This is a genomic window from Microbulbifer weihaiensis, from assembly GCF_048323715.1.
GTDB lineage: Bacteria > Pseudomonadota > Gammaproteobacteria > Pseudomonadales > Cellvibrionaceae > Microbulbifer.
The window spans coordinates 250,712-262,413 of sequence record NZ_JBLWFL010000006.1 but is presented as its reverse complement, the minus strand read 5'-3'; the positions used below and the strand labels follow the sequence as shown (position 1 = coordinate 262,413).

The 11,702-nt window shown below is 55.8% G+C and carries 11 protein-coding genes; 6 read left to right on the top strand and 5 right to left on the bottom strand.

The features are described from left to right. Positions 1–77: 77 nt before the first annotated feature. From xthA to arsH, 5 genes are all read left to right on the top strand, one after another. A complete protein-coding gene (xthA, locus tag ACNKU7_RS09300) occupies positions 78–893 on the top strand; it encodes an exodeoxyribonuclease III (protein ID WP_418296695.1) in 816 nt (271 codons plus the stop codon). Between the two features lie 135 nt (positions 894–1,028). After that, on the top strand, positions 1,029–1,373 hold the full coding sequence (locus ACNKU7_RS09295; protein WP_418296694.1) for a metalloregulator ArsR/SmtB family transcription factor: 345 nt from the start codon (positions 1,029–1,031) through the stop codon (positions 1,371–1,373). 27 nt (positions 1,374–1,400) lie between these two features. Further along, a complete protein-coding gene (locus tag ACNKU7_RS09290; RefSeq protein WP_418296693.1) occupies positions 1,401–1,874 on the top strand; it encodes an arsenate reductase ArsC in 474 nt (157 codons plus the stop codon). A gap of 2 nt (positions 1,875–1,876) precedes the next feature. Beyond that, positions 1,877–2,911: an ACR3 family arsenite efflux transporter gene (arsB, locus tag ACNKU7_RS09285; RefSeq protein ID WP_418296692.1), complete on the top strand. Its 1,035-nt coding sequence runs from the start codon at positions 1,877–1,879 to the stop codon at positions 2,909–2,911. Beyond that, positions 2,901–3,614, top strand: coding sequence for an arsenical resistance protein ArsH (arsH, locus tag ACNKU7_RS09280; RefSeq protein ID WP_418296691.1), 714 nt, complete (start codon positions 2,901–2,903; stop codon positions 3,612–3,614). The genes arsB and arsH overlap by 11 nt, the downstream gene beginning before the upstream one ends. Positions 3,615–3,680: 66 nt before the next feature. On the opposite strand, the gene ACNKU7_RS09275 is transcribed toward arsH, so the two are convergent. Continuing rightward, entirely contained in the window at positions 3,681–4,466 is a 786-nt protein-coding gene (locus ACNKU7_RS09275) for a S1/P1 nuclease (RefSeq protein WP_418296690.1), read from the bottom strand. Positions 4,467–4,724: 258 nt separating this feature from the next. Here ACNKU7_RS09275 and ACNKU7_RS09270 point away from each other — a divergent pair, with 258 nt between their 5' ends. Beyond that, a complete protein-coding gene (locus ACNKU7_RS09270) occupies positions 4,725–7,865 on the top strand; it encodes a TonB-dependent receptor (protein WP_418296689.1) in 3,141 nt (1,046 codons plus the stop codon). 94 nt (positions 7,866–7,959) lie between these two features. On the opposite strand, the gene ACNKU7_RS09265 is transcribed toward ACNKU7_RS09270, so the two are convergent. The 4 genes from ACNKU7_RS09265 to gspM form a co-directional block, all read right to left on the bottom strand. Further along, a complete protein-coding gene (locus tag ACNKU7_RS09265) occupies positions 7,960–10,188 on the bottom strand; it encodes a hybrid sensor histidine kinase/response regulator (protein ID WP_418296688.1) in 2,229 nt (742 codons plus the stop codon). Between the two features lie 41 nt (positions 10,189–10,229). Beyond that, a complete protein-coding gene (locus ACNKU7_RS09260) occupies positions 10,230–10,436 on the bottom strand; it encodes a DUF2788 domain-containing protein (RefSeq protein WP_418296687.1) in 207 nt (68 codons plus the stop codon). A gap of 267 nt (positions 10,437–10,703) precedes the next feature. Beyond that, entirely contained in the window at positions 10,704–10,973 is a 270-nt protein-coding gene (locus ACNKU7_RS09255) for an acetyltransferase (protein ID WP_418296686.1), read from the bottom strand. 232 nt (positions 10,974–11,205) lie between these two features. Further along, positions 11,206–11,694 carry a type II secretion system protein GspM gene (gspM, locus tag ACNKU7_RS09250; RefSeq protein WP_418296685.1) on the bottom strand — a complete coding sequence of 163 codons (489 nt, stop codon included), beginning with the start codon at positions 11,692–11,694 and terminating at the stop codon, positions 11,206–11,208. Between the last annotated feature and the right edge of the window lie 8 nt (positions 11,695–11,702).

The window sequence follows — 11,702 nt, the reverse complement described above, 5'->3', positions numbered from 1 at the left end:
CAACAACTTACGACGTTACCGGGCCCGGTATTCTCCGAATAGCGGGCCTTGGTTTTTATAGGTATTCAGGGGGAAAGGTGAAAGTCGTATCTTTTAACGTAAACAGCATTCGTGCCCGTCTCCACCAGCTGGAAGCACTGGTTGAATCGCACTCGCCAGACATTATCGGCCTTCAGGAAACCAAGGTTACCGATGAAGAGTTCCCGGTAGATGTGGTGCGAGACCTCGGTTACGAAGTCATTTATTTTGGCCAGAAAACCCACTATGGCGTCGCCCTGCTTTCCCGCTATCCGTTCCTGAAAAGCCAGTATGGCTTCCCCAGTGATGCCGAAGATGCACAGCGCCGCCTGGTTGCCGGCCAGTTCGATATCGGTGCGGACAAACCCCTGACCGTCGTCAATGGTTACTTTCCCCAGGGCGAAAGCCGCGAACACCCGCTCAAGTTCCCGGCGAAGCGCAAGTACTACGCCGACCTGAACAATTACCTTGAGACCGAATGCGAAAAAGATGCCCCGGTTCTGGTCATCGGCGACATGAACATTTCACCAACCGATCTCGACATCGGTATCGGCGAGTCCAACCGCAAGCGCTGGCTGCGCGACGGCAAGTGCAGCTTTCTGCCGGAAGAGCGCGAGTGGCTGGAAAAACTGCAGGGCTGGGGACTGGTCGACACCTTTCGCAGCTGCAACCCGGAAACCAACGACATTTTTAGCTGGTTCGATTACCGGAGCCGCGGCTTTGATCGCGAACCCAAGCGCGGCCTGCGTATCGACCTGATTCTTGCCAGCCAGCAATTGGCCGATGCCTGTGTCGCAACCGGTGTGGACTACAACATTCGCGGCATGGAGCGTCCCTCGGACCACGCCCCGGTATGGGCTGAGTTCAAGGTCTGACGCACAGCGCTCCCCGCACGCCAGAAGCCGCCCATTCGGGCGGCTTTTTTACGCGACCCAACATATGAAATTTCACATATATGTATTTTCATATATGATTGCCCGCCACCCCGCTGACCTGAACAGGGCATTGCGATGAACCCCGTGCAGTTTTACAAATGCCTCGCGGACGATACCCGCCTGCGCTGCCTGCTTCTCATCACCCAGGAATCCGAGCTGTGCGTGTGTGAGCTCACCGCAGCCCTTGATGAAAGCCAGCCAAAGGTTTCCCGCCATCTATCACAACTTCGCCAGTGCGGCCTGCTTGCCGATCGCCGTCAGGGGCAGTGGGTATTCTACCGTCTGGCAGATGATCTGCCGGCCTGGGCCCGCAACACTCTTACGACCACGCTTCAGCACAACCAGGATTACCTGGCAGATGCCCACACAGCGCTCTGCCGCATGGGTAACCGCCCGGAACGCAGCGCTATTTGCTGCTGATCAACACCACGTTAAGAAAAACAGCCAATGAAACTACTGTTCATCTGCACCCACAATCGCTGCCGCAGCATCCTCAGCGAGGCGATCACCAATCATTTGGCCAAAGGTCGTATACAAGCCTTTAGCGCAGGCAGCCAGCCGGTTGGCGAAGTGCATCCCTGGTCGATTTGCTACCTGGCGGCTCGCGGCATCCCCACCACTGGACTCACCAGTCAATCCTGGAATCTGTTCGACACCCTGAATCCCGATGCGGTAATTACCGTATGCGATTCCGCCGCGAACGAGAGTTGCCCCCTGTGGATGGGCAATGGGATCAAAGTACACTGGGGTCTGCCAGACCCTTCCAAACTTGACGGCCCGGAGTCCGAAGTCGAGCAAGCGTTCAGCGCCGTGATGGATACGATCCAGGCCAGGATTCAAGCCATCCTCGACACCGGGGCAGATGCGCTCAAGGGCGACGCACTGCGCGACGCATTGAATAGAATCGCGCAGGAGCACTGATCATGGGGTTGTTTGAACGGTATCTGTCTGTGTGGGTCGGTCTGTGTATTGTGGCAGGCCTCGCCCTGGGCAGTTTTGCACCCGGGCTGTTCCATGCCATCGCCGCGATGGAAGTCGCCCACGTAAACCTGCCTGTTGCCCTGTTTATCTGGGTGATGATCTACCCGATGATGGTACAGGTGGACTTCTCCTCAATTCGCGATGTTGGCCGCAAACCAAAAGGACTGCTGCTGACGCTGAGCGTAAATTGGCTGATCAAGCCATTCACCATGGCCGCGCTGGGCTGGCTGTTTTTCCGGGTTGTCTTTGCCGACCTCGTGGATCCGCAGACCGCCTCTGAATATATTGCCGGCATGATCCTGTTGGGCGTCGCCCCATGTACCGCTATGGTGTTTGTGTGGAGCCACCTCACCAAGGGCGATCCCAATTACACATTGGTACAGGTGTCGGTGAACGACATCATCATGATATTTGCCTTTGCACCGATCGCGGCCTTTTTACTCGGTGTGAGCGATATCACTGTACCCTGGGATACCCTGCTGCTGTCCGTGATCCTCTACGTTTTACTACCACTTATTGCGGGCATCATTACCCGGCGAATGCTGGACAAGACAGATGACCACAGCCGGCTTACGGCATTTCTGGCGAAACTGAAACCCGTTTCCATTGCGGGCCTCCTCGCTACCGTGGTGCTGCTGTTTGGTTTCCAGGCCGAGACCATTCTTGGCAACCCTCTTGCGATTTTACTGATCGCCATTCCCCTGCTGATCCAGACCTATGGCATTTTTGCCATCAGCTACGGGGCCGCGCGCTACATGCGACTTCCCCACAATATCGCTGCACCCGCCTGCATGATCGGAACCTCCAACTTTTTTGAGCTGGCCGTGGCTGTCGCCATCTCACTGTTTGGCCTGAACTCCGGTGCGGCATTGGCCACGGTCGTCGGTGTCCTCGTCGAGGTACCGGTCATGCTTTCACTCGTCGCTTTCGCCAACCGCACCCGCCACTGGTTTGGAGATACACCGTATGAAAACTGATGACCTGCCAAACGTCGAACAGGACTGCTTTCGCCTTACCGACCAGGCCGAGCTGCAGTCCCCTATTTCCGAACAGGCTCCGAAAATCCTGTTGTTGTATGGCTCACTGAGAACACGTTCCTTTAGTCGCCTGGCCGCGGAGGAAGCCGCGCGTATTCTGCAGACGCTGGGCGCGGAGACACGAATATACAACCCTTCGGGTTTGCCCCTGCCGGATGATGCCGATCAGGAGCATCCCAAAGTCAGAGAATTGCGCGAACTGGCAACCTGGTGCGACGGCATGGTGTGGTCTTCACCAGAAAGACACGGCGCCATGACCGGCATAATGAAAACCCAGATCGACTGGATCCCCCTGTCGCTCGGCGGGGTACGACCAACACAGGGAAAAACACTCGCCATCATGCAGGTATGCGGTGGCTCCCAGTCATTCAACGCCGTCAACCAGATGCGAATTCTGGGGCGCTGGATGCGCATGGTCACCATCCCGAATCAGTCTTCAGTCGCCAAGGCGTGGCTGGAGTTTGATGATAACGACAGGATGAAGCCCTCCCCCTATTACGACCGCATTGTCGATGTAATGGAGGAGCTGATGAAATTTACCTTCCTGCTGAAAGACAAGCGGGACTACTTTGTCGATCGCTATTCCGAGCGCAAGGAAAGCTGGGAGGAGTTTCGCAAGCGCATCGATCAGCGCTCGATGTAATCAAGGCCTGGCGGGAGGAAGTGTAGACAACCGGGGCTGCACCTCCTCCCGCTCCCGTCTACCAGATCACTGCAAGGCCGTGTTCAGCAGATCGGCCAATCGCACACCCGCCTGGAGCAACCGCTGCTCCACCACAGGTTTGTTCTGCTCAAAATACCGCTCACCGAGTACAGCTCCGCCTGCGTAAGCATTGCTGTGCGCGAGCACGTGAGATTCAGACGCCCACTCGACGGCGGAGGTACCCAACCAGGGCTGAGCCATCGACTCATCGAGGTTTGCCACTTGCAGATCGGCATATTGCTGCCAATCGGCAATGAAGCCCGCCGGCAGGTATCTATCCCATAAGGCGTGAAGATTGGTCTCGAAACCAAAGAACTGCACCTGTACATCGTTGCCGCCGCGGTCGCCCTTCAACCCGGTATGCATGGGCTGATGGATATCCTCAACGAAGTGCACCAGAAATAGCAGTGCTTCTGCCCGCTGGCTTTCACTCAGGCGCCGGTCAGACAGCTGCTGCTGATAAGTCCCTATAGCCTTCACAACACAACCCGGCGTCGGGCAATCCCGCTGTTCGTCATAGCCGGCCCAGGCCTCCGGGAGATTGACGTAATGTAACGGTGCCGCCCAGTCGTATTTGCCCTGCCCGCGAATCCTGTCGGCCCAGGTTCCGGCTTCCGCCAAACTCGCCTCCCCTTTGACCTGCAATAGCCGGGAAACCTGCTCCCGCGCTGGCTCATCGAGTAATTGCCAGGCAATTTCGCCGGCCACTCGATGGCCGTCCGGCCCCCAGGCAAAAGCCGCGGCCGGCGCATAGCAAGTCGCAAATACAACAGCAAAGATCAAAAAACGCACATCCAATTCCCCGCTTAAATAAAAGTGGGAAGAACGATACGCACGGATTATGACAAAGCAGTTATGACCGGGATCGGTAACCAATTTGCGATGTTTTGGACATCTTTCCTTCACTCGCCTGAAAGACTTAACGCGAACAATGTGCGCGCCGATCGACTGGCACTGTAATCACAGCCAGAAAATTACAAGCGACATATGGCCAACAGGGATCTTCGCGATACACGACGCATTCAGGCCAAATACGACCAGGAGAGTTCAATGAAACACGCATTATTCCCACGCGCACTGCTATCTACGGCAGTCATCGCTGCACTGGGTATAGCCCCCGCCGCATTCGCCCAACAGACGACTTCGGCAATCCGCGGCATTGTCACCAGCAACGGGGAAGTTCCTGTTGGAAACGCTACGGTTACCATCATTCATCAGCCTTCCAATAGCCGCAGCATCATTCAAAGCAATGATTCCGGCCGTTTCAGCGCGAGCGGCCTGCGCGTGGGCGGACCCTATACCATCACAGTGACAACCGAATCCGGGGAAGAAGTACTTGACGGAATTTACCTGACACTGGATGAGGCCCTTTCGCTGCCGATCAACCTGGGCAGCAACGGAGTTTCCCTGAATGATCTCGAGGAGGTGGTCGTCACGGCCGAAGCCCAGCAGTATACAAATCAGGGCGCCAATAGCATTTTTGGTGAAGACCAGATTGGCAGTGTTGCCACATTCAATCGCGATTTAAAGGATGTCATCCGTGCGAATCCGCTCGCCGTCGTCAGCCCGGACGGCACTGAGCTCAGCATTGCCGGCAGCAACCCCAAGTACAACTCACTGACCATCGATGGCGTAGGCATCAATGACACCTTCGGCCTGCAGGCAAATGGCTATCCCACCAACCGCCCGCCAATCTCACTGGATGCAATAGAGCAGATTTCAATTTCCTACGCGCCGTTCGATGTTCGCAAAGGAAAATTCACCGGCGGCAACGTCAATGCGGTAACCAAATCCGGCACCAATGAGTACCACGGCAGTGGCTTCTTCGAGTCAGTTCCCTGGATTGGCACCGCGCGGGATGACCGATTGGCTGAAGATGGCGCGGTAAACACGATTGATATCGAGAATGAAGAAGAAACCTACGGTGCAAGCTTCAGTGGCGCCCTGGTTCAGGACAAGCTGTTCTTCTTCACCGCGTATGAAAAGTGGGAAGACGCAATCAGTTTCAACTACGACCTCGACAACCTGTCCAACCACGACGTCACCACCATCGAGCGGGATCGTGTGCTGGCAATACTACAGGATGTTTACGGCCTGACCGATACAGTAGGCTCTGCGCCGAAACCCGACAGCGATGAAAAAACACTGATCAAACTGGACTGGAACATCAACGACACCCAACGCGCTGATTTCACGTACAGTAAACAGGAAACCCGCTCCGCACAGAACTACACCGACAGTGACAATACCCTGAACCTGTCTTCCAACCTCTGGATCCTTGCCCAGGATACAACCTACTACACAGCACACCTGTTCTCCGATTGGTCCGACACCTTCAGTACCGAAGTGAACCTGTCGTACAAGGAATACGAACAGGCCTCCCTGACCAACAGTAACTGGGGCGAGATCAACGTGCGAACCGCCAACGGTGCCATCGTGGCCGGCGCAGATGAAAACCGTCATGCGAACGTACTTGCGAACGAAGTGTGGAACATGGGTATTCACGGCACGTACATCAGCAACGACATCCAGTACCGTTTCGGTGCCGAGCTTGAAGATACCTGGAACTACAATCTCTACGGCCGCGACGCATCCGGTACCTGGAGCTTCAACAGCATCGACGACTTTGAAGCCGGTATCATCAACAGCCTGGAATACAGCAACGCCTACACCAACGATATCCAGGATATCGCCTACGATGTGAACGGTACTACCTATGCCGTGTATGGCGATGTAACCCTGGAACCATTTGCCGGTATGGAACTGGTGGCGGGGCTGCGCTATGAGCAGCTCAACATCGACAGCGCACCCAACCGCAACAGTCTCTTCGAACGCACTTACGGTTATGCGAATACCGAAAACCTCGATGGCCGCGATATCTGGCTCCCGCGTATTGGTTTCAACTGGGATATCAATGACGACCTGACCCTGCGCGGCGGCGCAGGACGCTACAGTGGTGGCATGCCGCTGGTATGGGTATCCAACGCCTATACCAATGATGGCACCACCAAAGACGCGGTCTACATCAGCGACCTGGATCCGGGTGAGGTCGACTTCACTCGCGTACCGCAAAGTGTGATGAATGCCCTGGCACCCGGAGCCGGCAGCACCAACACCATCGATCCGAATTTTGAGCTGCCCTCAGACTGGCGCTACCAACTGGCCGCCGACTACCATTTCGATGTGCCTGGCGTTGCCAACAATATCAACTGGACCACCGAACTGACTTATGTGGATCGTCAGAACGCCGTGTATTGGCGGGATCTGTCCCGCATGGACCGCGGCAATCGCACAGTGGAAGGGCGAATTATCTGGGACAGCATCTACGCCAGCACCGATTACGAAGGTAACTACGACCTCCAGCTCACCAACGTAGCCAATGGTGGCCGCAGTATTCTCTGGACCACCGCGCTGGATAAAGCCTTCGACAATGGCCTCTCAGTAAACCTGTCGTACACGCATCAGGATGTCACCGAAGTAAATCCGGGCACCAGTTCTACCGCCGAATCGAACTACCAGTATGAAGTGGTGGAGAACCGCAACCAGCCACTGGAAGGCACCGCCTATTACGAAATCGAGCACCGCCTGGTGCTGAACCTGGGTTATCGCACGGAGTTTGTATCCGGGTATGCCACCAGTGTTAACCTGTTCATGGAGCGCCGCTCCGGCCGTCCATTCTCCTGGACACTCGGCGCTTACTATGACGATGATCTGGGCGATCAGAATGCCTTCAGCGGATCCGATGTTTATCTGGCCTATATCCCCTCCGGTGCGGATGATGACGCCGTGGATTTTGCCAATGGACTGAGCTACGCGGAAATAATGGAGATCGCCAGGGCGGCGGGCGTGGAAGGCTTTGCAGGGGGATACGTTGACAAGTACTCCAGCAGAATGCCCTGGGTTACCACCATGGATCTGGCAATCACCCAGGAAATTCCCGGGTTTATGCCGGCACACCGAGGCTTGGTTTACTTCACCATCGACAATTTTGCCAACCTGCTGAATAACGACTGGGGCAAAGTCTACGACATCCAGTATCCACAGCAGATCCTGTTTGACTACGACGTCAACCCCGACGGCCAGTACGTGTATTCCGAGCCATTTGGCGGTGGCAATACAGCCAACTTCTCCCGCTTCCAGGCTGCAGAATCCACGTGGCGCGTGAAATTGGGGCTGAAATATAACTTCTGAAACTAACGCCGAGGACAAAAAAGGCCTGCTCGATAGCAGGCCTTTTTACTGCACCCGGATTTTACCTCAGGCGGAATTTATTCCTCGCAGAAAACTATTCGCCCAACCAGCGCTCCAGAGTTTCCGCGAGAGTGTCTTTACTCAACGGTTTGGTGAGGAAATCGTCCATTCCCGCCGCCAGGCAGCGCCCCTCAAACTGTTCCTCCGTAGTGCTGGTCAGCGCCACAATGGGCAACCGATCATCGGGAGAGTACTCAGCCTCCCACAGCCGGAGTTTTTCGATTATTTCAGCGCTATGCACCGTATTCTGCTGGCAATCTACCAGTGCCAGGTCGTAGTTGTTCCCGGGAAGTTTGGTCAGCGCCTCCTCCACCGAGGGCATCACTTCGACCTGGTACCCCAGCGTTTGCAGCATTTCTTCGGTTACACCCTGATGCTGGCGAGACTCCTCAATTAAAAGCAGCTTTCGCTTGCGATTGATTTCGGTATTGCCACTGACGACACGTCGGCTGGTTTTCTTACTGCCACCAAACAAACGCAAGACGAGTGCATCGTGAAGCTCCTTGCGCGTAACCGGGCGAGCCAGGTACTGGGCATCCGGGTTGAGTCCGGCCAGCGCGGCAAATTTCGCCTTACTGCCGAAGCCACCGAGACAGATCAGTGGAAATGTCTGCCCTAAATGCTCGCCAGCGCCTTCACCTGCAGTCTCGCTATTACCCAGCGTATCCCGCACCTCATTCAGCAGACGCGAATCGCCAAGTGCCGGTATCAGCAAGACCAGCTGCTGGCGCTCCACCGCCATCGAGAGTGCCGCCAGCGCATCCGTACTGTCATCGGACCAGTGGAAACTGGCTACGTTCATGCCGAACGACTGCAGTACCTGAATGGTTCCGGTGACAAACAGCCCTTTCTGGTGCAGAACAACGACATCGGTATCCTGCAGACGACGATCCGGCGTCAGATACACGCGCTGGTTCGGCTCGATCTCGAACTTGATCACAGCCTGATAGCGGTTGCCTTCATCGGAGGAATGCAACTGCAGGTAACCGCCCATGGCTTCCGCCAGCCCCTTGGCGATATTCAGCCCCAGGCCGGTGGTAACTTGCGTGGTATCCATTCGCGAAAAGGCACCGAAGAGCTCGGACTCGTCCGGCAGAATCTCGCCGCGACCGTTGTCCTTGAACTTCAGGGTCAGCTGGCCCTCTTCGCCGCTGATATGCTCAAAGCTCGCTTCGCCCCACAATTCGCCAGCCTGGGCAATCACCGTGGCCGAATCAACCAGGTTGCGAATAAGTTGCGCGGTCTTGCGATTATCCCCTGTCACCATTACCGGCAGACTGTCGCCAATCTGGAAATTGAACTCGAGGCGCTGTCGCTGGGCCGTGCGCGCTGCGAACTTGAACGCCTTCTCAATCGTTCGCACTAAATTAAACGGCGCGCGACGCAGGTGGATATCCTTGCGCGCCACCCGCGTAAACATACCCACGTTGTCTACGAGTTTGAGCTGCTGGTTACCGGCATTTTTCGCCAGGCGCACCCACTCGCGCTGGCGCTCGTTCAGGCTGTCGCCTTCCAGCAACGCCAGAGCGCCCAATGAATCTGAAAGCTGGCTGCGAAACTCCTGCCCGACATTGGCGAGGAATTCGTTAGTGACTTCCACTGCGGCTTCGGAGTGCTTGCGTGCCGCCGCCAGGTTGCTGGCTTTCTGCTGAAGCGCCTGCATCGCCGAAACCCGATCCCAGTAGTTTTCGGATTCCTTACGGGCCTGATGAGCCATCAGCCACACAAAGGCCAGGGTCAAGGCGCCATAAATTGCACCGATCACGTCAGCGGTCAAAAAACCCTGCAGAGCGGCAGGTACCAGCGAAGCAGCCAGAAACCAGGTGAGGAAGCGATGGTAAGGCGAAAATACCGTGGTAACGCTCGCGCAAAATACCACCGTATAAAGCCAAAGGAACTGCGTGACGGGCGACAGCCCCAGCAGCAGTACGTGGCAGAGTAAAATCAGGCCCCACCAGGCGGCGCCGAGCGTAGAGGCGAGGAAGTACTGGCGACGCCAGCGCTTGGGCCCAGTGGCATACAGCGTCTCAAAGCGGAACACATAGTATCCGCGCCAGAGCGTGAACAGAACCAGACCGATGCCGAGGAGCAGCGCCAGCTCGGGGTTGATGTGGCGCAACTCTCCCATCACCACGGCGATGGTAAAGGCCACAAGGGAAAACAACATCCCCCGGCGACTGTACTTGGCAATTCGTGAGTCCGTATTGCGGCATACACGACGGTCTTTCTGAACTTTAAGTTCAGGGCGATCAAATAGCGGCATATGGCACTCTTCCCGGCATCCCTGATCGGCTCAGTATCGATTTACTGGCCAAGCCCCATGACTTCAACCAGTACCGTTTTTATTAGAAACCCCAGCAGGCCAAGCCCGAGCGCGGTAAACAGAATGAAGGTACCAAAGCGGCCCGCTTTCGACTCTTTAGCCAGATTCCAGACTATGAAAATCATAAACAGAATCAGGCCGCCAACTCCCAGGTAAAGGGAATACTCTTCAAACAACTCGAAACTCATGGCACAACCGCCCCGGGATCCAGATTCAGCGAGACCCAAGCTCGCAATTAGTACTACAGTGCCAGAGTGGCGCGAACAGGACGCCGTGTGCAGCCTGCCAGCATGGATCTATGTAACTGCTACGATCGCGCCACCCGGTGACACCGGCTAAAAATTGGCGCGTATTGTATAGGAGGTACTGCCACGAAACCATGAGGATACGGCAGGCTCGTTACCTGTTGGGCTGCTCCCATGTCCCGTTGAACGGCAGCAACCGAAATTACGCCGTCAGGCGCCCTGGTAATAATCACCATCATTGATCTGGGTGCCGCATTTGATACGGCGGACTTCACGCTCGCGATACTTGCTGTCGTGCCAGCACAGCGGTAGCGGCTCACCAGACAGGAAACGCAACTGCGCTTTATCGAACACTTCCGGATCCTGAACTTCTTCTCCCCAAAGGTAGCGCCCGACCACCGTCAGCTCGTAGGGGTTCGCCAGCGTGACAATGTCTGCCACATCGACCAAATGATTGCTCTCGGCATTTCTGAATAACATTATTGCCACCTGTTTCAACCGTTCAGGTTTGAGTATAGAGAGAAACAGGTGCCATTTCGGGCAGAAATCTTGGCTGTACCCCTATGGAGAGACTCGAACTCCCCGCTCATCGAGCCCTAAAAGCGCCGACTAAATCGGAGGGTTTAGGACTATTTCCTTCCAAACCACATAAAAATCGAAAAGCATGATCACTTATCAACCAGAAATGTGCATTTGAATCCATTCCATGACGTTACCGCTCAAGCGTGAGGCGAGCCGAGACCATCCCCTCTTCCGCCAGGGCATCAACGCTAACTGACTGGATCACGAACTTCTGCTTCATCAGGTTGTTCAGCCAGGGCTGCAAATCCTGATAGCGAGCTTCGTCTATCCAAAGCCGAATACGCCCATCGCCCTCCGGCTCAAAACGCTTGATGGTGACATTGTGATTCTTGGCCGCGGCCGTCACCCGCTGCAGCAGAGTACCCTGCGCCTGATCACTTCCACCGCCGCTGCGCTCCACACGCTCCAGTTGCGGGCGCTGCTGCTGGATCCAGGACGCGAGTTCGCGGGCCTGCTCAGCCTCCAGCTTCGATGTTTCAAAGAAGCTAAGTGCGGGCTTGAACAGGCCGAAGACGATAAACATCACACCCAGGAACAGCCCCAGCAACCCCAGGGCCCTCTGGTCATTGGAAGGCAGAGACTTCCACTTCTGCACTAACGGCTCAATTTGTTGTTTCATCGTAATCT

Bases quoted from the DNA above. Each gene is read 5' to 3' on its own strand.
- ACNKU7_RS09295 (WP_418296694.1), top strand. From the start codon at position 1,029: ATGAACCCCGTGCAGTTTTACAAATGCCTCGCGGACGATACCCGCCTG.
- ACNKU7_RS09290 (WP_418296693.1), top strand. From the start codon at position 1,401: ATGAAACTACTGTTCATCTGCACCCACAATCGCTGCCGCAGCATCCTC.
- arsB (WP_418296692.1), top strand. From the start codon at position 1,877: ATGGGGTTGTTTGAACGGTATCTGTCTGTGTGGGTCGGTCTGTGTATT.
- arsH (WP_418296691.1), top strand. From the start codon at position 2,901: ATGAAAACTGATGACCTGCCAAACGTCGAACAGGACTGCTTTCGCCTT.
- ACNKU7_RS09270 (WP_418296689.1), top strand. From the start codon at position 4,725: ATGAAACACGCATTATTCCCACGCGCACTGCTATCTACGGCAGTCATC.
- ACNKU7_RS09265 (WP_418296688.1), bottom strand. From the start codon at position 10,188: ATGCCGCTATTTGATCGCCCTGAACTTAAAGTTCAGAAAGACCGTCGT.
- ACNKU7_RS09260 (WP_418296687.1), bottom strand. From the start codon at position 10,436: ATGAGTTTCGAGTTGTTTGAAGAGTATTCCCTTTACCTGGGAGTTGGC.
- ACNKU7_RS09255 (WP_418296686.1), bottom strand. From the start codon at position 10,973: ATGTTATTCAGAAATGCCGAGAGCAATCATTTGGTCGATGTGGCAGAC.
- gspM (WP_418296685.1), bottom strand. From the start codon at position 11,694: ATGAAACAACAAATTGAGCCGTTAGTGCAGAAGTGGAAGTCTCTGCCT.